General features: G+C 35.5%; 17 protein-coding genes. All 17 read left to right on the top strand.

The window, feature by feature from the left end; all coding sequences use genetic code 11:
• Nucleotides 1–320 precede the first annotated feature (320 nt).
• A complete protein-coding gene (locus ACNURT_RS08870) occupies nt 321–1982 on the top strand; it encodes a capsule assembly Wzi family protein (RefSeq protein WP_419701423.1) in 1662 nt (553 codons plus the stop codon).
• Between the two features lie 237 nt (nt 1983–2219).
• Nucleotides 2220–3200, top strand: coding sequence for a D-glycero-beta-D-manno-heptose-7-phosphate kinase (gene rfaE1, locus ACNURT_RS08875; RefSeq protein WP_419701424.1), 981 nt, complete (start codon nt 2220–2222; stop codon nt 3198–3200).
• A 79-nt stretch (nt 3201–3279) separates the two neighbouring features.
• Complete coding sequence (locus tag ACNURT_RS08880) at nt 3280–3837, top strand: D-sedoheptulose 7-phosphate isomerase (protein ID WP_419701425.1); 558 nt, start codon at nt 3280–3282, stop codon at nt 3835–3837.
• 55 nt (nt 3838–3892) lie between these two features.
• Nucleotides 3893–4405, top strand: coding sequence for a D-glycero-beta-D-manno-heptose 1-phosphate adenylyltransferase (gene rfaE2 / locus ACNURT_RS08885; protein WP_419701426.1), 513 nt, complete (start codon nt 3893–3895; stop codon nt 4403–4405).
• 185 nt (nt 4406–4590) lie between these two features.
• On the top strand, nt 4591–7074 hold the full coding sequence (locus ACNURT_RS08890) for an SLBB domain-containing protein (RefSeq protein WP_419701427.1): 2484 nt from the start codon (nt 4591–4593) through the stop codon (nt 7072–7074).
• 41 nt (nt 7075–7115) lie between these two features.
• Nucleotides 7116–8177: a Wzz/FepE/Etk N-terminal domain-containing protein gene (locus tag ACNURT_RS08895; protein ID WP_419701428.1), complete on the top strand. Its 1062-nt coding sequence runs from the start codon at nt 7116–7118 to the stop codon at nt 8175–8177.
• Nucleotides 8178–8385: 208 nt separating this feature from the next.
• Complete coding sequence (locus ACNURT_RS08900; RefSeq protein ID WP_370994771.1) at nt 8386–9720, top strand: hypothetical protein; 1335 nt, start codon at nt 8386–8388, stop codon at nt 9718–9720.
• A 23-nt stretch (nt 9721–9743) separates the two neighbouring features.
• Nucleotides 9744–10661, top strand: coding sequence for a glycosyltransferase family 2 protein (locus ACNURT_RS08905; RefSeq protein WP_419701429.1), 918 nt, complete (start codon nt 9744–9746; stop codon nt 10659–10661).
• Nucleotides 10662–10673: 12 nt separating this feature from the next.
• Nucleotides 10674–11309 (top strand): DapH/DapD/GlmU-related protein, encoded by a 636-nt coding sequence (locus ACNURT_RS08910; RefSeq protein ID WP_370994769.1) that lies wholly within the window; start codon nt 10674–10676, stop codon nt 11307–11309.
• A complete protein-coding gene (locus ACNURT_RS08915) occupies nt 11306–12529 on the top strand; it encodes a hypothetical protein (RefSeq protein ID WP_370994767.1) in 1224 nt (407 codons plus the stop codon). The genes ACNURT_RS08910 and ACNURT_RS08915 overlap by 4 nt, the downstream gene beginning before the upstream one ends.
• 65 nt (nt 12530–12594) lie before the next feature.
• Nucleotides 12595–13716: a glycosyltransferase family 4 protein gene (locus ACNURT_RS08920; protein WP_370994766.1), complete on the top strand. Its 1122-nt coding sequence runs from the start codon at nt 12595–12597 to the stop codon at nt 13714–13716.
• An 11-nt stretch (nt 13717–13727) separates the two neighbouring features.
• The gene (locus tag ACNURT_RS08925) at nt 13728–15071 is read left to right on the top strand and encodes an O-antigen polymerase (protein ID WP_419701430.1); all 1344 of its coding nucleotides are present in this window, start codon (nt 13728–13730) and stop codon (nt 15069–15071) included.
• Nucleotides 15072–15392: 321 nt separating this feature from the next.
• Nucleotides 15393–16253 (top strand): hypothetical protein, encoded by an 861-nt coding sequence (locus ACNURT_RS08930; protein ID WP_419701431.1) that lies wholly within the window; start codon nt 15393–15395, stop codon nt 16251–16253.
• A 206-nt stretch (nt 16254–16459) separates the two neighbouring features.
• Nucleotides 16460–17374, top strand: a complete 915-nt coding sequence (locus tag ACNURT_RS08935) for a glycosyltransferase (RefSeq protein ID WP_370994763.1) — start codon at nt 16460–16462, stop codon at nt 17372–17374.
• Nucleotides 17375–17716: 342 nt separating this feature from the next.
• On the top strand, nt 17717–19066 hold the full coding sequence (locus ACNURT_RS08940; RefSeq protein WP_419701432.1) for a sugar transferase: 1350 nt from the start codon (nt 17717–17719) through the stop codon (nt 19064–19066).
• A 165-nt stretch (nt 19067–19231) separates the two neighbouring features.
• A complete protein-coding gene (locus ACNURT_RS08945; RefSeq protein WP_419701433.1) occupies nt 19232–19819 on the top strand; it encodes an RNA polymerase sigma-70 factor in 588 nt (195 codons plus the stop codon).
• Between the two features lie 75 nt (nt 19820–19894).
• Complete coding sequence (locus ACNURT_RS08950) at nt 19895–20866, top strand: FecR family protein (RefSeq protein WP_419701434.1); 972 nt, start codon at nt 19895–19897, stop codon at nt 20864–20866.
• The last annotated feature ends 145 nt before the right edge of the window (nt 20867–21011 follow it).

The raw sequence follows: 21011 nt of genomic DNA on the forward strand, positions 1-21011 counted from the left end.
AAATAATATCGCTAAAAAAATAAATGTTAATTTATTGTAAATAGTAAGGTCAAATTTGGGTTTCTCTGTTATCAGCCAGGGCGAAGTAAACCACCCCGATAATTTAATGCCTTATCGTTAATTTGTTAATAGCCAGGTGTTAATATTTACATCCTTTTATCTTTTGTGACAGATTAGTGTAATTTTGTTCCCATCATGTCGTTTAATCGGCAAATACTTTAAACTTTATAGCTGCATTTATACTAATAGAGCAATGGTTTTTATCAGAAAAAAATGGCTTTGTTATATTTAGATGATTTACTATGTCCTTATCAATAATTATGAAGAAAATTTTACTATTACCCATTGCCTTGCTGTGTTTAAGTATAAAAACTTTTTCACAAACTATACCAGTAGGGAGTTATACAGAAGATGTTGCCAGGAGAAACCAACTATTAGGCAAAAGTGATAATACATCATCTTTTACTGTAAGGCCGGTAAATGGCGATTGGACTGATACCGACTCATCTTTTAAACAATTGGTAGCCAGCAAACCATACGCCAGTTTTCAGTTTATGGGAAAACCATCTGGTATTCAAATATTACCTTTTAACTGGCTAAATGATTATAATGTTAAAAGACCTTATGGATATAATAACTCTTCATTGTACCCGGCCGCAGGATACCAGACCAGGGTTAGCGGAGGTTTTTTATTAAAAGCCAGTATATTTAGGGTGCAGATAAAACCAGAGTTTGTATATGCACAAAACAAAAGCTTTAACACGTTTGCCGACATACAGTCCAATAGTACCAATATACAACTATTAAGGGCTTATTATACCAACATCAACGGTATCGATGCTCCGGAAAGATTCGGTAATAAATCATTACAGCATTTGTATCCGGGACAATCAAAAATAACGGTCAACTTTAAAAATATGGAAGCAGGTGTTTCAACAGAAAATATGTGGTGGGGCCCGAGTGTTCAAAACTCCATTATGATGAGTAACTCGGCACCTGGTTTTTTGCATTGGACATTTAATTCAGTTAAACCTATTAAAACTATAATAGGGTCATTTGAATGGCAGATAATAGGGGGGAATTTAAAACAGTCGGGCTATCTTCCAATTGATACTAACAGAATAGTGAATGGAAAAGGTTTATTTAAACCCAAGCCGGAAATTACCCGCTATATATCAGCTTATACGGTTAACTGGCAGCCCAAGTGGTTAAAAGGTTTGTATCTGGGAGTTACAGGATACGATTATTTGGATAAAGACTCACTTTATCATAACAAGAATATTTTCCGGAAATTATTTCCGGTAATTACCGGTTCATCCATTAAGGCTAACGATGCTTCTAATAGTACTGGTGGAGATAGGCAAGATTTTGCCTTTGCACTTAATGTACGACAATTATTACCTCTATATAACGCCGAACTTTACTTTGAATGGGCAAGGAATGATCGAACCGGTAGTATTAACGACTTCTTGCAGGAGCCCGGTCATTCGGTTGCTATCACTTTAGGTGGCCGTAAATTATTCGAATTATCTAAAGATAGATACATACAAATAAAAGCCGAGTTAACCCAATTACAATGGTCACCTACTTTTTTACTAAGAGATGAACCTACCTGGTATACGCATATCATAAGCCCGAGGGATGGGTATACTAATGAAGGAAGATATATTGGTGCCGGTATTGGACCGGGGGGCAACAGCTTTATGTTTGATATCAGTTATCTAAAGGGGATGAATTCCTATGGCTTAACATTGGAACGGCAACTTCATAATAATGATCTGTATTATAGCGCCTTTAGCGGTACAGGTAATTTTAATTCGCATTGGGTAGATATTAACAGCACTTTTTACACTAATATCAAATTGAAAAAATACCTGATCTCGGGCGAATTAACTCCTGTTTACTCTTTAAACTACCAGTATAATCACGGTAATAGTTTTAATTTACATGCAAGGCTCAATCTTACCTATTACTTTGAATAATTGACCAGAGTAAATTTATTGAAAATAATATGTTATGTTTTGTTTTTACGTTACGTAGTGTAACTAACATGTTTTTAAAAATCAGATGAATGACTGCCGAAATATTATTAGCTCAAAAAAATAGCCTTAAAAAATTATCTTTGCGAAATTTTTACCAACTTTTAATAATACTACATTATTAAAACAAACTGTTAATAAATGGTTATTAATAGTTAACGGTCTGCGAATTTTAAATAAATGATAAACAAGATATATTCTATACAATCGTCTACCCATAAACCAAATATACTCGTTATCGGTGATCTGATGATTGATCATTATATTACCGGCAGCGCATCCCGATTATCGCCAGAAGCACCTGTGCCTATTGTAAATGTGAAAAATGAGTCGGTTACCCTGGGAGGTGCGGGTAACGTTGTACAAAACCTGGTAGCTTTAGGTGCGCAAGTGGCTGTTGCCGGCGTAATAGGTAATGACACTGCGGGTGCTCAGTTAATAGAGATACTTAGCAGCGAAGGGGTACAAACACATACTATAATTAAAGATGAATTTCGGCCTACTACCGTTAAAACCCGGGTGCTTGCGGGCAGCCATCAACTGGTTCGGATAGATCGTGAAATTACCGATGCAGTATCTGAGGCTATTGCTGATAAGCTGCTTAATGAATTGGTTAGTCACTTTGAAGAAGCTGATATTGTAGTCCTGTCAGACTATAATAAGGGTTTGTTTTCCCCGTCTCTTACCCAAAAACTAATCCAGGAAGCTACACGTTATGGTAAAAGAGTGATCATTGATCCCAAGGGATTAAATTACGACAAATACAAAGGTGCATATATCATCAAACCCAATCGTAAGGAACTGGCTGAAGCGGCCCAGCTTGAAAAGGTTGATTCCCTGGAAAGCCTGCAACACGCGGCAAAAATTATTTTAAAACAAACAGGAGCTGCTTATTTGGTTGTAACACTCTCAGAAGAAGGCATGCTGATATTAAGTGAATCAGGATATAAGTTATTACCGGTAAAAGCCACAGAAGTATTTGATGTTACAGGTGCCGGCGATACAGTGCTGGCTACGATGGCTTATTTTATTGCAGCGGGTTTAAGTATTGAGGAAGCTGGCGAACTGGCTAACCATGCCGCTGCTATAGTAATACGCCAGGTAGGGAGCGCCACAACAACCATTGATGAGATCATTCTTGATATGAAAAGGGAAAGCTAAGCTTTATACTAAAACAAATAATAAAGGAAAGGACAATAAGTTGTATAAGTACAACATATTGCAACTAACATAAACAATAATGATTTTAGAAGCATTAAAGGATCATCAGCATACAACGCAAAAAGTAATAGATACACTTACTGGAGATATTGAGCAAGCTTGTAAAATGATATCGGATACCATAAAAAGTGGCAATAAGGTTTTACTGGCCGGTAATGGTGGCAGCGCTGCAGATGCCCAGCATATTGCTGCCGAGTTAAGCGGAAGATTTGTTAAAGAACGAAGAGCTTTGCCAGGTATAGCTTTAACGGTTGATACATCGGCGCTTACGGCCATAGCTAATGATTACGGCTACAATCATGTATTTTCGCGCCAGGTAGAGGCTTTTGCACAGAAGGGTGATTTGTTTATAGGTATATCAACCAGCGGCAATAGCCAGGGCATACTTAACGCCTTTGAAACCGCCGCAAAATTTAATTGCAAAACATTAGGATTATCTGGGCGCGACGGCGGAAAAATGAACGGTATATGCGATCTGAATATCGTTATACCATCAAATGTAACCGCACGGATACAAGAAATGCATATACTGATAGGGCATATTCTTTGTCAATCAGTTGATGCCTTGTTTGAATAGTATATTTTCAGCATAATCATAAATTGAATCGTATAGAGACAATAAAAACAAACAGATGAGGATCAACCTTGAAAAGACATTAGTAGACAAAATAACTACCATTCCTTTGCTTAAAGCACAAGTACAAAGCTGGCAAAGTATGGGTCAAAAAGTTGTTTTTACCAATGGCGTATTTGATCTGCTGCATATTGGTCATATCACTTATCTGGCTAAAGCAGCAGAACTTGGCGAAAAGCTCATCATTGGTCTTAATGCAGATAGTTCAGTTAGGCGTATCAAAGGCGAAAGCCGGCCGGTTAATGATCAAAATAGCCGGGCCGCTATATTGGCCGCCATGTTTTTTGTTGATGCCATTGTAGTTTTTGAAGAAGATACGCCGCTTAACCTCATCAGTACTTTATTGCCTAATATCCTGGTAAAAGGTGCCGATTATTCTGTTGAGAATATTGTGGGAAGCAAGGAAGTACTGGCCAATGGCGGTGAGGTAAAAACCATCGATTTTGTGAAAGGCTATTCGTCAACTTCAATTATTGAAAAAATCAAGCATCAAATTCCAGGTAAGGGATAGAGAATAAAAATACTGGTTCCCTTTTATCGAGGATATGGTTGGTTTAAATGCGTGATTAATAAAACGATAAGGATATATTAAATAATATAAAATTTTACGGCTGTCTTCAATAGCAAATTGATTTACCTTTGCAAAAAACCTAAATTAATTTATTGCAGGATTTTAGGCTCCGATATTTTTCAAATATGATTAAAACTAACTTTCTTATATTTCTGTTTATTGTTGCGTTTTGTTGCGGGGTAATTAACCATGCGGCTGCTCAAACCAGTATTAATCCCCAAAACCTCTCTACTATCAACGTTGATGCTTTAAGTGATCAGCAGATAAAGCAGTTAATGCAGCAAGCCCAAAGTTCCGGATTGAGTGATGATGATTTGATTCAACAAGCTCGCGGACGGGGTATGCCTGATGCTCAGATCCAGAAATTGCAGGCCCGTGTTGATCTGATCAGAAAAAGTGGGGGCGTGGGGCTGACCAATAGCGCTGATAGTAGTGTATCTGGCAAACGAAGCTTAAATTATAGGGTCGACTCGCTTGAGAACGCAAAACCAATTCTGAACGTTAATTATCCTGGCCCCAAAATATTTGGTTTGGATATATTCCAAAACAAAAGTTTAAAGTTTGAACCCAATTTAAAAATAGCCACACCTTTGAACTATATTGTTGGTCCTGAAGACCAGCTTGTTATTAATGTGTACGGAAACTCTCAGGTAAACTGGAAACTGGACGTCTCGCCCGATGGTAATATTAATATTCCGGGAGTAGGGATAGTTAACGTTGGCGGTAAAACTATTGAGCAAGCATCAGCCACTATAAAGGGCAGGCTGCAAGCCAGTAATTATGCTATAGGGCGAGGTACAAATGTACAGATTACGTTAGGTAACATTCGTAGTATTAAAGTGATCATGGTAGGGCAAGTGACCAAACCGGGTACATATACTTTATCATCATTGTCTACTGTTTTTAATGCACTTTATGCCGCGGGCGGCCCAAACCGTATAGGCAGTTTAAGGCAGATAGAAATCATCAGGAACAATCGTATGATCAGGCATCTGGATGTTTATGATTTTTTGGTTAAGGGAAGTCAAAAAGATAATATAACCTTGCAGGATCAGGATATTGTGAGGGTACCTACCTACAGAACACGCGTTGAAATGGCCGGACAGATTAAAATACCTGCACTGTTTGAGGTTCTGCCAGGTGAGAACCTGCAAAATGTAATTGATTTTGCCGGTGGTTTTACGGATAGTGCCTATACAGCACGTATTAAGGTAATGCAGGTGAGCGATCAGCAACATCGTTTAACTGATGTTTTGGAAGCGGATTATAAAAATTACATACCATTAAGGGGCGACAAGTATACAGTAGAATCGGTTTTAAGCCGCTTTGAAAACCGGGTGGTTATTAATGGAGCGGTTTTCAGGCCCGGAGAGTATGAACTGCAGAATGGGTTAACACTGGCACAGCTGATTGAGAAAGCGTCTGGATTAAAAGAAGACGCTTTTATGGAACGTGGAAATATTATCAGGTTAAAACCCGATAATACAACGGAGCTTATTTCATTTAACGTAAAGGATATCATTAGTAAAAAGTCTTCTATTGCTTTACAGCGTGAGGATATCATAACTATATCGTCAATTTTTGATTTGCGCGATATATACCAGGTTACTATTAATGGCTCGGTGCGGAAACCGGGTGTATTTGCTTATGCAGAGCATCAAACAGTAGCCGATCTGATTCAAAAGGCGGGTGGTTTTGCCGAAGGCGCCAGCACTAACAGGATTGAAGTGGCCAGGAGAATAAACAACGGCGATCCATCATCAAGAAATAGTGCGGTTGCACAAGTATATAGCGTTAATATAGATGGCCCTTTAAGCGCAATCGATACTGGTTTTGTGTTAAAACCTTATGATATTGTATCGGTTTATAATTTACCAGGGTTTGAGAAACAGAAGATCGTGCACGTAGAGGGCGAAGTTCTATATCCGGGGTCTTATACTATTAAAAATAAAAATGAAAAAATATCTGACCTGGTTGCGAGAGCCGGCGGCTTAACCGCCTCAGCAGATGCAGACGGCGGATCATTAAAAAGGAATTACATAGCCATCTTAGGTATCGACAAAAATAAATCAGATACGGCTGCTATAGCCCGTGAACGAAGCGAGCAATTGAACAGGCTTAAAAGAACCTATAGTGACTCTACCGGTGTTAATAATGACGCACAACAGCGGAATAATTATGTGGGGATAGATCTTACCAATATTTTAAAATCTCCGGGTTCAAAAAGTGATCTTTTGCTGGAAGATGGTGATGTGCTGCGTGTGCCTAAACAGCAACAGGTGGTACGTGTTAACGGCGAGGTATTATACCCAAGCGCCGTGGTTTACAATAATTCAAAATCTTTTAATGATTATATTTACAATGCGGGTGGTTATTCGCCGCGGTCATTAAGAAGAGGTGCATACGTTGTTTACCCTAACGGTACGGTAAAAGGAACACGTAAATTCCTGTTCTTTAACAATCACCCCGTTGTAAAACCCGGATCTGAAATATATGTACCTAAAAAGCCTGAACCAAAAGGCGGCGGAATACAGAATTTTATTGGATTAGCAACAGGATTGGCCTCCTTAGGTGCAATTATTTTTGGAATAGTTAGTTTGAACAAATAAGCTGTTGTTTATTGAATTTTCACCACTTTATCGGATACTAAATGGATAAACCTGAAACAACTGAGCCTGATGAATTATCTTTAAAGGATGTTCTGTTGAAATACAAGTTAGTTGTCAAATATCTTAAAACCAAGATATTAATTATTGCTGTCTTTGGTGTTTTAGGCGGAGCCTTGGGGCTTACCTATGCCTTTATAAAGAAACCTGTTTATACGGCCACATGCACATTTGTTTTAGATGAAGGTAAGGCTGGAGGGGGCCTAAGTCAGGTTGCTGGGCTTGCTTCGCTGGCAGGTATAGATCTGGGTGGAGCTACAGGTGGGGGTGGCGTTTTTCAGGGCGATAATATTATGGAGCTTTACAAGTCCAGAAATATGATCGAGAAAGTGCTTCTAAGCGAAATAACAGTTAACAATAATAAACAGTTATTAATTGACAGGTATATCAAGGTATTAGGGCTTAGAAGGAAGTGGAAACAAGATGATATAGATACTATCAATTTCCAAGGGGCATCAGGTAGCTTTAGCCGAAAGCAGGATAGTATTATAACTGATATAGCCAAAACCATTAATAAAAAGGTATTAAAAATAAGTAAGCCAGATAAAAAACTAACTATTATAGAAGTTGATATTTCGTTTGTTGATGAAATCTTTGCGAAAGAGTTTAACGATAAACTAGTTACAACAGTAAATGACTTTTATATTAAAACTAAAACAAAAAAAACATTAACTAATGTAAATATCCTTCAGCGCCAGGCCGATAGTGTAAAAAATGTTTTAAATAACAGTTTAGGTGGCGTAGCTTCATCTATTGATGCTATTCCTAATGCCAATCCATTGCAAACTATTCTTAAAGTACCATCTCAGCGAAAGCAGATAGATGTGCAGGCAAGCTCAGCTATTTATGCAGAAATAGTTAAGAACTTAGAATTGTCTAAAATCACACTTAGGCAGGAGGCTCCTTTAATACAAGTAATAGATAATCCTGTATTACCACTTGTTGTAACTAAAATAGGTAAAATAGCAGCAGCTATTATTGGTTTGTTTTTGGGCGCTTTCTTGACTTCGTTAGTATTAGCCACTAAAAAGCTATTTGGGAATTAATTACAACTTCAACAGAATAGCAAATTATTGTTATTCCTTCTTTAATTAAAGAAACCCACCAATCAACTGGCATTTAATACAACTTGGAAAATCAAAAAATGAATAAATCAAACATTATTATTGCTTATGCAGGGGGCCAACTTCAAACTGATAGCGGCGGGCCATATAAATTTAAATCAGAAGTAAGTTAGGTTCTCAATAAAAAGCAATGGTTAAAGAAAAGAGCAGTTATACATTTTACCTTTATAAGATAAAACAATTTCTTAATTTAGATTCTACCGTATACTTGTCAATAGGTTCAAAGGCTTGGAGTGTAATCAAAACACCTTTATCGGTTATATTTATTACCAGATATCTGAGCCCAGAATATCAAGGCTATTGGTATACGTTCTTAAGTATGGCTGCTCTTACTGTATTTGCCGAGTTAGGATTTACTTCTATAGTCATTCAGTACGTTAGCCATGAATTTGCTCATTTACAGTTGAATGAAGATAATACAGTATCTGGAGATAGTTTAAAACTTGAAAAGTTTATTGGTTTAATAAAATTTTGCATAAACAGATATCTAATAATCATACCTATAGGTGTGCTCATCGTTTTATTAGTAGGTTTTATATTTTTTAAAAATGCATTGTATAACACTCACTTAATTACAGTTTGGATCATTTATGCTGTTTCAGGAGGACTTACCCTTTTCACCTCTTTGCTTTCGTCCATTATACAAGGGATCAATAAGGTTAAACATGTACTTCAAATTAATTTGTACGCTAATATTGTAAGTACAATAACTATATGGGTAGTATTAATTAGTGGAGGCGGTATTTGGGCGCTAACTATTAGTAGTTTAATGCTTTGTGCAGTTTCATTTTCGTTTTTCTTTAGTAAATACTATCATTTTTTTTCCCAGGTTTATTCGTACCCCATAATCAATAAATTCAACTGGGGTAAAGAGGTTTATAGTTTACAGATGCGTTATTCTATTAGTTGGATAGCCGGATACTTTGTTTTTAATTTCGTAACACCTGTAACCCTATATTTCTTAGGACCGGTTATGGCTGGAAAGGTAGGGATTACCTTTACCTCAACCTCCGCAATTTTGCAAATGTCGTATTCCTGGGTATCGAATAAGATACCAGAACTTAATATGAACATTTCGTTAGGCAAAAAAAATGAAGCTAAAAATCTTTTTAGATCCCTGAATAAAAGCAGCTTGTTTTTCTTCCTTCTATGTTCAGCTATAGTATTGATAGTTTTACAAGTTAATTTATTTAATTTAAGCATTAAATTTTTACCGGTATGGGTTACAGCTATTGTTCTGATATCAGAGTTTGCAAAGTTGTTATTTGGCAATTGGGCAGTTTATTTAAGGGCATATAAATCAGAACCCTATTTATTTTTATCGGTTGCTAATGGCTTGTTAACACTGGTAACTTTCCTTGTATGTTTAAAATTTTATCATTCTTTCAACGCTGCGATTATTATTTTTACTATCCTTCAGCTCGTTACATTGCTTGTTGGGAGAAAAAAGTATGTTCAAAAATAAATTGATATCATTAAAAATAAAAGATGAGTATTTGCCTTTCTATATGTATTCCCACTAAGGGTAGGTTAGAAATTTTGAAAAATACATTAGACAGTATTTATTCGGATTACGAGGGTAATTACGATGAATTTGAAGTCGTGATTTCGGATAATTCAACCGACGAATTATTACCCCAAATGTTGAATGCATATAAACGGCATCCTAATATTGTTTATGAAAAAACCAATGTGGAAGGTTTTTTAAATTCAATAAATGCTTTAAAAATGGGAAAGGGACTATTTCTAAAGCTTCACAATGATTATACAATATTAAAAAAAGGAGCTTTAGCCGAAATTATATCATTTGTCAAGACTGAAGCAGAAAAAAAACCTTTAATCTTTTTTTCTAACTACGAGCGAAGGCGAAATGATATAGCCAGATATGATTCATTTGATTCATTTATTTACGATTTGTCTTTTTTGAATACCTGGAGTACCGGTTTTGCTATTTGGAAAGAAGATTTTAATGTTTATTCAAAAATGGATCTAAATGAAGTATTCCCACATACATCATTATTCTTATTTCAACATGAAAAAAGGTCATTCGTCATCAATGATATATTATTATTCAACAACTACGAGGTTAATAAAAAAGGGGGATATAATCTATTCAATGCCTTTGCTGTTCAATATTTAAGTATGGTTGAAGATTGCCTAAAGAAAAATCAAATTACCCAGCATACTTTCAATCATATTAAACAAGATCTGTTCAAGAATTTCCTTGTGGTATGGTACTATAACACCAAAGTGGCAATCAACCAATACACATTTGATTTATCAGGTATCAAGGCCTCAATAAAAGTATATTATTCCGAACTCTGTTATTATCAGATGATTATATTGGCATATAAAAGAGCTTTTCTTAAAAATGCAAAAAAACGTTTTTTTGCATTATTGAAATGAAACTAAAATAATATGTTAAAAAAAGCAGTTATAAACATAGCTTCTTCCGTTGGGTACATAGCTTCATTTCTTTTAACAAAGAAACTATTTTGGTTTTTTGACTTAGTTAAAAATGCTATTTATTCTGGTTGGATCAAATCATCATTAAAAAAAGTAGGTGAAAATTTTTCTGTACAATATCCCATGAACCATGTTGGATTGAAATTTATTTCTATTGATAATAATTTTAGTTGTTTTTCTCGTTTAAGGCTTGAGGCTTTTGATAAGCATTTGGATAATTCTTATACACCGATTGTTAATATTGGGGCTAACGTTAGTATCAATTTTGATTGTCATATCGCGTGTATAAATAATATCGAAATTGGCAATAACGTATTGATAGCAAGTAAGGTTTTTATCACTGACCACTCCCACGGTGAAATTAACACTTTGGCGCTTGAAACTCCGCCTTCCGCAAGAAAGGTTGTATCAAAAGGACCTGTAATAATTGAAGATAATGTATGGATTGGAGAAGGAGTTGCCATATTGTCTAATGTTACAATAGGGAAAAATTCTATTATTGGTGCCAATGCTGTAGTTACCAAAAGCTTCCCTGAAAACTCATTGATCGGTGGGAACCCAGCTAAACTCATAAAAACTATTGAATGAAAAATGCAATATTTACAATTTGCGCTAAAAATTACATGGCTCATGCAAAAACACTGGCCGATTCTGCAAAGAAATTCCATCCTGAATGTGATTTTTTTATTTTACTATCTGACGAATTGGATGGAAACGATTTAAATTGTGATTATAAAGTTATCGAATCAAAAGATATCGGAATAGTGGGATTTGAAAAAATGGCTTTTCAATACGACGTTATTGAGTTTAGCACATCTATCAAGCCTTATTTCATTAGTAAGCTTTTTAACGAGGGGTATGATAAAGTACTTTACATAGATCCAGACATGGTTGTTTACAGCAGCCTTAATTTTATATTTGATCATTTGAATGATTATGATGCTGTTTTAACACCACATTTATTAAAGCCCTATATAAAGTATACCGGAGCTACATCAGAAGAGGAGTTATTATTTGTTGGCATATACAACCTCGGCTTTTTTGCTATAAAAAACTCAGTGACAGGTAATCATATAACTAATTGGTGGATTGAGAAGTTAAGTAACCAGTGTTACGCCGACAAGGAAGATGCATTACATGTTGACCAAAGATGGATGGATTTTCTGCCATCGTTATATACTCGCGAAGTATTAATATTAAGACATCCTGGGATTAACCTTGCATTTTGGAATTTTCATGAGAGAAAACTTAGCAAAGTAAATAACGACTATTTTGTGGATGAAGATTACCCCTTAGTGATCCTGCATTTTTCGGGCTTAGAGGCACACAATGTTGAAGCTGTGTGTAAAAAACAAACAAAGTATACCCTGTCAATTATTCCTGAATATAGGGCCTTGTTTGAAGCTTATGTTGAATGTCTGAAAAATAATGATTTGAACAGGCTAAGTCAATTAAGTTACAAATACAATGAATTTGATAACGGAAATAGCATTTTAAAATATCATAGACGATTATTTAGAGGATTAGTAGAAGAAGGTCACATTTTCCATGATCTTTTTTCAACAACTAATGAAAATTCGTATTACCAATTATTGGTAAGAAATAAAGCAATGCTATTTGATAAAGAAGGCAAATTCAAAACTCTAAAGAAAACATATGGCAGTCAGCCTCCAATATTCAATAAAGTTTTTAAACTACTCCGTATTTTCAAGTTTTTATTTGGCATAGAAAAGTATTACCTGATGATGCGTTTCTTTTCAATATATAACAGGTTTGAAAAGCAAACATTTATTTTAAAAAACAAATAGATTATATTTTAGTAACTGTGATGATTGGTTTAACAATCATAATAGTTTGCATGATGGTGTGAAGTATGAGAATAGCAGTGGATGGGGTCCGTTTATCCAGAAAACCGTCGGGAGTAACATTTATTGTAATCTCGATTATTAAACAATTGGCAATTCAATGTCCATCATGGAATATTTATGTTTTGCTACGCGCCGAAATTCACCCCCTGTTGAAAGGTGTTTTAGTTGAAGATAATATCAAATTTATTATTAGTCGCCCGTCTCTTCTTAATAGTAAGAGCTTATTTTGGTCACTGTTTCAGCTTAATAGAATGATAAACAATCTAAACCCCGATTATTTTATCGCTCCTAATACGCTACTTTATCCATTCTTCGCAAATAAAAAGGTAAAAAAAATAATTTTTGTACATGATTTAGTTTTCAAAACCTGGCCGGCAACAATGTCTTTTTTGAATAAAATCCAATTGATTATCTTATTCAAATATTCGATAAAGAAGGCCGCCATAATATGGTGTAACTCGAATTACACCAAACGAGAGTTATTGAATTACTATCATTCTCAAACCGATACAAAGCCAATCTTCGTAGGCGCAGGCTTAAATATTGATTTTAAATTAGCGTTGGCTAAATATAACACTACAAATGCAGCAGCAGTAAAAAACAGTGTGAAGCCCTATATTATATTTGTTGGGACCATTGAACCAAGAAAAAACATACCATTTCTGCTTACGGTTTTTAAAAAACTATCAAATCAATTTGATTTAATAATTTTAGGCGGTAAAGGATGGGGCAATGCAGAAAATAAAATATCGAGTATTCTTAATGCCGAGGACTATCCGAAAAACAATGTAAGGGTTATTAGCAATATTGATACTGATCATTTAATAGCGTTATATAAAAATGCTGCACTTTATTTAACAACTTCATTTAATGAAGGCCTGGGACTACCATTGCTTGAAGCAATGGCTTGTGGCTGTCCCGTTGTTTGCTCGCATAACTCCGCAATGATTGAAGTTGTACAAGGTGTGGGAATAACTGTAAATTCATGGGATGTTAATGATTGGCTAAATGCTATATCAGAAGTTAAATCAAATAGGGAATATTATGTTGACCGTGGTTATAAAAGAGTAGATAATTTTAATTGGGAAAAAGTTATAACATCATTTGTGAAATTGTTAAATAGTTAGATGAACAAAGAATGTTTACAGAATTTGCCATAGGTATTAGCCTTAGTGTTTTCCTGGTAGGAACATATCTAATATGGTTCAGCAAAAAAAACATTTTCAATCATTCTGTATTGGGGTTGTGTTTTGTTGCTTACCTGGTTCCAGCTTTTGTAATTAAATATGATGATTATTCAACACCTGATGTAATACGCCTATATGTAATAATTAACCTTTTGGGGTGTTTCACCTATCTTAGCGGTATGCTATTAGGGTATCGAATAAAAACGCTCATAGCTGTTAATACCTTACTACAATTTCGCTTTTTAAGCACGGTACATGATAATGAACACGGTATACAAAAGATTAGAAAGGTATCATCTATTATATACGTTGCGGCCCTTGGTGGTATTATCATAAGTTATATTTTGATGGGTTTTGTTCCGTTGTTTGCAGCCAATCCTTTTATGGCCAAATTTTTTAAGGGCGAATATCAAGCCCCCTATGAAAGGGTTGCATTTTTATACAGAACGGCAAGACAATTACTTGAATTCTTAATGCCTTTACGAATATTGGAACTTTTTATAAACTTTAATCTCAAGAGCGTTATTTTGGTTTTATCGGGCATTCTACTAATTGCCGTAAGTTTAAATAGAGGGCCAATTTTATCGGGATTTTTGGTAGCTATTTCCATATTTGTCGCTTTGAAAAAGAACAATGGACCGTTTTGGATATATTTGATAATAGTGTTCTCATCCTATATATTGGGAAGTGGCGTATACTATTTACTCGGGTTGGCCTTTCCTGACAGTTTTTTTGGCGATGCCGCAAATGTCGGGTTTTTTGAAGCCGTAGCTATGGGAGCACCAGATATAACTGATCAATTATCATTTTTAAGTGCATTTTTAGATTCTGGCAGCCACTACTCATACGGTTTAACTTTTTTTGGGGGGCTTATACCCTTTAACTTTCCCTGGAACCCCTCTGTATATACATTAACCATTTTAAATAGCAGTAATGATATTTCCGAAGTAGCGTCAGGCGGCTTAAGATTACCTGTTTCACTTTGGGGCTACGTAAGCTTTGGATGGATTGGAGTAGCCTTGGTTCCATTTTTTTCCGGCGTCTTTACGGGCTATATTGTAAAAAAAGTCAAAAGAATCATTAATACCCTACGTGCAAATGAGAGCGGCTATGTCTCATTCTTTTTAATTCAGTTTGTGTTTAGCAATATTGCCGTTGTATTTACGAATTTTTATTTCCTTTCTATTTATTCTCTTCCAGCCTTTGTGTTGTTCTATACAATTATAATGGCAGGTAAAACAAAAAACAAGGAATTAACTGGCAGTAGTATTGTAACGTATCATAATAAACAATAATTTATGTAAAAATTAATCTTCAATATTGAAAGCCGATAATATTATTTGTAATCTTAAAAGTATGGAAGCGCTGTTAATGAGTATTCTATAAAAAACCAGTTTAAACAGAGTTAAAAAAAGTGGTTTCAAAGGTTAAAAATTGTTTCGGTATGAAGAGTGTCTTTGAATACAATTATGCCCTACATCATTATTGAAATCGTGATCCTTACTCAGTCCAGGTATTAAAGTCCGATTACAGTCAATATAAAATTTAATATGCAAGTTATTTTGTATTAAATATAAAGGACAGATTGTAAGGCATCAATGTTTATAATTTAGTTAATGAATACATTTTATTTACCCATACGATCATTTGGCGATTTTATAATTACAGCATCAGTTGTAAAACATAACTTTGTTAATAAAATTCCTATCATATTGCCTGATTACTTTAAAGAAATATTCAGTGCCATCAATGCAGAAAGCCTTTTTGAGATACGGAGTACAAATAATTATAAAAATCAGCCAGCCTTTTTTGAATTATACAAGGTAAAAGATTTTAAAAACTTTACAAGGCTTATTAATGACATAAAGATACTTATTTCTACTGTTAATCATAATGATAGGTACCTTGTTGACTATAGTAGTAAAAGGCTTGCATTTACGAGAGCTAATTTAGTTTGGCCCAAAAAAAAACTAAATGCTTATGAAGGAAGGTTGAAATTATTTTCGGATTTAAATCTGATTCGTGATAATTCGTCAGCAGACCTGATAAATACGGTTGACCCTGATAAATTAACGAGAATACTTATCTTGCCTGATAGCAGGATAGAAATAAAAAGCATAAGCCCTGATCTGGTACAATTGATCAGAAACGAATTTAAAAGCATTGTTACCAACGTAGCACATTTTTCTACAAATAATAATAGAGTTAATAATGACTGTTTATACTACTCAAGTTTTAATGAACTGATAACACTAATTTCATCATATGATTTAATTATAAGTGCCGAAAGCTTACCCTATCATTTGGCTAGCCATTTAAAAAAGGCACATTTTGTTATTTATAACCAATCACGCCATTTCGATGCCAAATTCATGACGCCTTTTATGGTTGCGAATAATTATTATTCATTGTTTACTGGTTCCAATGCCAAATCAATTATAGGTGATTTAAGTAAAATCTTACTTGGAAATGCTTGATTCAATAAACAAATTGCATTTAAATGCATCTGCTAAGCAAACGACTTCGATGGGTATCCTTTGCTATAATTTTAAGCTTTATTTATAGCATTCAAAATTTACAAAAAGTACGTATAAATCCTATGCTATAAGCAAATCATTAACAAGAACTATCAACCATATGTGTATTTCATTTCTAACCAACAAACAATTCGGCCAAATAAATTATGAATTATAAAGTTGCCATCTTAATTCCTACATTAAATGCAGACCAGCACTGGCTTAACACGCTTGAAAGTATTAGCAACCAAACATATAACTTAATTGATAAAGTTATTATTGATTCTGGCTCAACAGATAATACGATACCGTTGGCACATAGGTTTGGATTTAAGATAGTTGAAATTAATAAAAGTGATTTTAATCATGGTAAAACCCGGCAACAGCTTATTGATCTTTCAGATGAACCTGATATATGCATTTTTTTAACACAAGATGCGATTTTAGCTTCGCAGGACAGTATATCAAATCTTGTTAAGGTCTTTAATGATTCGGAAATAGGTATGGCCTATGGCAGACAATTACCACATAAAAATGCTAAAACACTGGAAAGCCATGCCCGTTTATATAATTATCCGGATCAAAGTAATGTACGCTCTTATAATGATAAAGACCGACTTGGTTTTAAGGTTTTTTTCTGTTCAAATTCGTTTGCTGCATACAGGCATAGTGCATTGATGGCTGTAGGGGGCTTCCCATCTGATTCAATTATGGGGGAAGATGCTATCGTGGCCGCAAAGATGTTAAAAGCAGGCTTTAAAAAAGCATATGTAGCCAATGCTACGGTTTATCATTCACATAGTTATAAACTAAAAGAAGAATTTGAACGATATTTTGATACCCGAGTTTTTCATGAACAAAATAAATGGTTGATTGAAACCTATGGGAAACCTATTGGAGAAGGTATTAAATTTATGAAATCGGAATTAAAGTATGTATTTAAAAATGATTTAAAGGCTGTTTTTAAATCCACATTTTCATTGGGTGCCAAATGGTTAGGATATAAAGCTGGAGGCCTCTATAAAAAAATGCCATTATGGCTCCTCAGAAAATTTTCAATGCATAAGTTTTATTGGAAATAAAGTCTTATGTTTTATTCAATTTTTCATACAAAAGAATCTGATTTTAGACTATTAATATCATGGTGTGATATTAATTTATTGTTATTTAATTATAAATATTAAAAGAGATCGGATCCTAATCATTCTTTGGGAATAGTTTTTAAAAGAAGATTTTTTTAAAAAAAATAACGGATTGCAAAACAAAAAGCAGGTTTAAAGCCTTTACTATAGTAAGTAAATGTGGAAAAAATAATTTATGGTGTAGCGTTTTTTATTTAATCATCGTATTGGTATTAAAACGCAATGTTTATCGTTATGTAAATAATATAACAGATAAAGTGCTATATTTGCAAAACTATACCTATGGCAATACGATACTCCAAATTTCTACCGCCCGTTACTTTTATAAGTGATTTAATAGTATTAAATATTGCTTTACAGTGTGCACATACGCTGGTATTTACATACTACTCATCCCAGATACAATCTGTAAATTTTACGCTACTTGTTAATTTGGTTTGGGTATCGGTTTCAACCATTACCAAAAATTATATTATCTCCAGACCGTTGGTATTAAAGGATAACCTGAACCGGTTTTTATCGTCCTTGCTTTATCATCTGCTTGTGGTTCTCGGGGTTATCTACTTTTTCAAGCTGTACGAGGTTAGCCGCTGGGAAATGTTTTTCACTTATTCCCTGTTCTTCTTTTTCATTATTATACAGCGATCAGTTATATTCTTTATCCTGGATTATATCCGGAAAAAGGGATACAACAGAAGGCATGTACTGGTTATAGGAGATCAGGACATTGCCAATCGTCTCATCAGGTCATTCTCCAAACATCCGGAATACGGTTACTACTTTACCGATTTTATTTCGGAGGATATGATAAAGGACTTTCCTGAACAGGTTTTGATGGAGAAATTGATTGACAAAAGCCCGGATGAGATATTTGTATGTTATAAATACCTTCACCCATTATTACTGCAAAAGCTGGTTGATTTTGGTGAACAGAACGCGGTTAAAATTAAATTGGTGTCAGATCTGATATTAAATAATAACTATGCCAGTATAGTTAATTATGAAAACCTTCCGGTTATTCAGCTGTCTGCCAATCCTGAGCTTAGCTTTAAAGTAATATTTTTTAAGCGGAGTTTTGATATCATATTTTCGTTATGTGTAATGATTGTTGGCTTCCCGGTATTCCTTTTATTGATGTTAATTACAAAACTCACATCAAAAGGCCCGGTTTTTTATAAGCAGGAAAGAATAGGCCGGAATCATCGACCATTTACCATATACAAGTTCAGAAGTATGTATGTAAATGCCGAAAAGGCTGGTCCGCAGCTATCAAGCGAGTGGGATCCGCGCATAACTGGATGGGGTAGGATATTAAGAAAATCGAGGCTGGATGAGCTGCCCCAATTCTGGAACGTGCTTAAAGGCGAAATGTCTGTAGTAGGTCCGAGACCAGAGCGGCAGCATTTTATTGAACAGCTTATCGAAAAATCGCCCAGTTATAAAAAATTGTTACGTATTAAACCCGGTCTTACCTCTATTGGCCAGGTATCTTACGGCTATGCCGAAAATCTGGATCAAATGCACAGCCGCATCCGTTATGACCTCATCTATCTCAACAATATCAATTTCAACAGTGATATGGGGATAATTTTAAAAACCATCAGGGTAATGGTACAGCTAAAAGGCAAATAACCCCGTACGTTATCTGTACTTGTTATTTTGGCAATGTTGTTTTAAAATAAAGTATCGAAATACTTAACAAGGTACTCTCCTGTATACAATATAATCAGATGATTTCTTGTAAACTTGCATACTTGCTATGTAACGAATACAGGAATTGATCGTCATAGTTTATATATGGAGCGCTACCAACCAGAAACAGCAACAGATAGCCGGTTATTGGAATTGATCCGCAAGGATGACCGTGTAGCCTTTACAGAACTCTATAATCGTTATTGGGATAAACTGTTCACCGTAGCCATACATCGCTTAAATGATGAACAGGAGGCCGAAGAAGTAGTACAGGAAATTTTTTTGAGCCTTTGGCAGCGGCGCGCAACTATCCAACTTACCCATAGTTTAAATACCTATTTATCGGTTGCTGTTAAATACCGCATCATTAATCATCTGGATAAGCAGTTTCGTAAAAAGCAGCATATTGACCACCTGACTATTCACGAGCCGCGTGAGGCGGATAGTACCAGCCAATGGTTATCTGAAAAGGAACTTCGTATACAGCTTGAACAAAGCATCAGCCGCTTACCCGAAAAGTGCAGGATAGTATTTTTACTAAGCCGTGAACAAAACAAAACAAACGCCGAAATTGCCGCCGAACTCAACATTGCCGAAAAAACGGTAGAGGCACATATGACCAAAGCATTAAGCACGCTTAGGCAAACATTAAACATCACCATTCCGCTGCTGCTTTACCTGCTCGAAAAATAATTTATTTTTTTTCATCTACCACTAAGGGTAAACCGCACTATAGCTGACTATATGTGTAAACATACCAGATAAACCATGGATAGTAATAGCTTTAACCCTGAAGAGCTGGCCCATAAATGGCTGACAGGAACACTTACGCCCGACGAAAAGTCGCGGTTTGAGCAGTGGTATGCCGATTTTAATGATGAAGAACTATTGCTTTCAAATGGTCGGTATACATCAACCGAACAGATCAGGGAAACTATATTAAACCGGATTAACGCCGGTATAAATGAACAGCCGGCACCTCCAGTGAAAATATATAAGCTATGGCGCAATTTGGCCGCCGCGGCAGCCGTTGTTGTTGCCATAGGCATAGCGGTATTATACAGGGCGCCCATACTCAACCTGGTTGATCCGGTAAAACAATTAAAAATGACTACCAACCCGGGAGAATACAAACAGATATTCCTGGCCGATGGTACCCATATCTGGCTTAGTCCTGCAACTACGCTTAGTTATCCCGAAAAATTCAGAGGCAAATTGCGTGATGTAAGTATCGATGGCGAAGCTTATTTTGAGGTTAAGCACGATACCGGTCATCCCTTTGTGATACAATCCGGAGCTGTAAAAACGGTGGTACTGGGTACCAGTTTTGATATTCAGGCTTATGCACACGCTAAATCTATCGATGTAACGGTAGTGAGCGGTAAGGTAGGGGTATCTGCAAAAGCAAGTGCTAACACAGCCATGGTAACCGCCAATCAAAGAACGATATACCAAAAGGCTACAGCCAGGCTGGTAAAGGAAAACTATCCAAACGCTGCCAAATTTCTTGACAGGCGCAAAGGGATCTTTGATTTTAGCGGCGCCTCATTGGCCGAAGTTGTTCGTGATCTCGAAATTCAATATGGCATTCCCATCAATTTGGGCCCCGGTTTAACCTCAAAAACTTTTTATGGCCGTTTACAAACTACCGAGCCAATTAACCGTACGCTTGAAAAATTAAGTACAGTTATGGAGATACGCTGGGAAAAACAAAACGGAACTTACCTGCTTCACCCTTAGTATAAATATGATTTATTTACCCCTATTACCCCACAAAACTGCAACCATGATGTCTTAATTTCGCCCCTGCACACGTACCTATGAAAAAAAGCCCGGCTCAGGGAAACAGAACCGGGCTTGTATTTAAAACCTTTGATCAGTCATG

Source organism: Mucilaginibacter sp. NFX135 (assembly GCF_048565145.1).
Taxonomy (GTDB): domain Bacteria; phylum Bacteroidota; class Bacteroidia; order Sphingobacteriales; family Sphingobacteriaceae; genus Mucilaginibacter.

Bases quoted from the DNA above. Each gene is read 5' to 3' on its own strand.
- ACNURT_RS08945 (WP_419701433.1), top strand. From the start codon at position 19,232: ATGGAGCGCTACCAACCAGAAACAGCAACAGATAGCCGGTTATTGGAA.
- ACNURT_RS08950 (WP_419701434.1), top strand. From the start codon at position 19,895: ATGGATAGTAATAGCTTTAACCCTGAAGAGCTGGCCCATAAATGGCTG.
- ACNURT_RS08900 (WP_370994771.1), top strand. From the start codon at position 8,386: ATGGTTAAAGAAAAGAGCAGTTATACATTTTACCTTTATAAGATAAAA.
- ACNURT_RS08910 (WP_370994769.1), top strand. From the start codon at position 10,674: ATGTTAAAAAAAGCAGTTATAAACATAGCTTCTTCCGTTGGGTACATA.
- ACNURT_RS08905 (WP_419701429.1), top strand. From the start codon at position 9,744: ATGAGTATTTGCCTTTCTATATGTATTCCCACTAAGGGTAGGTTAGAA.
- ACNURT_RS08880 (WP_419701425.1), top strand. From the start codon at position 3,280: ATGATTTTAGAAGCATTAAAGGATCATCAGCATACAACGCAAAAAGTA.
- ACNURT_RS08870 (WP_419701423.1), top strand. From the start codon at position 321: ATGAAGAAAATTTTACTATTACCCATTGCCTTGCTGTGTTTAAGTATA.
- ACNURT_RS08915 (WP_370994767.1), top strand. From the start codon at position 11,306: ATGAAAAATGCAATATTTACAATTTGCGCTAAAAATTACATGGCTCAT.
- ACNURT_RS08925 (WP_419701430.1), top strand. From the start codon at position 13,728: ATGTTTACAGAATTTGCCATAGGTATTAGCCTTAGTGTTTTCCTGGTA.
- rfaE2 (WP_419701426.1), top strand. From the start codon at position 3,893: ATGAGGATCAACCTTGAAAAGACATTAGTAGACAAAATAACTACCATT.
- ACNURT_RS08890 (WP_419701427.1), top strand. From the start codon at position 4,591: ATGATTAAAACTAACTTTCTTATATTTCTGTTTATTGTTGCGTTTTGT.
- rfaE1 (WP_419701424.1), top strand. From the start codon at position 2,220: ATGATAAACAAGATATATTCTATACAATCGTCTACCCATAAACCAAAT.
- ACNURT_RS08930 (WP_419701431.1), top strand. From the start codon at position 15,393: ATGAATACATTTTATTTACCCATACGATCATTTGGCGATTTTATAATT.
- ACNURT_RS08895 (WP_419701428.1), top strand. From the start codon at position 7,116: ATGGATAAACCTGAAACAACTGAGCCTGATGAATTATCTTTAAAGGAT.
- ACNURT_RS08920 (WP_370994766.1), top strand. From the start codon at position 12,595: ATGAGAATAGCAGTGGATGGGGTCCGTTTATCCAGAAAACCGTCGGGA.
- ACNURT_RS08935 (WP_370994763.1), top strand. From the start codon at position 16,460: ATGAATTATAAAGTTGCCATCTTAATTCCTACATTAAATGCAGACCAG.
- ACNURT_RS08940 (WP_419701432.1), top strand. From the start codon at position 17,717: ATGGCAATACGATACTCCAAATTTCTACCGCCCGTTACTTTTATAAGT.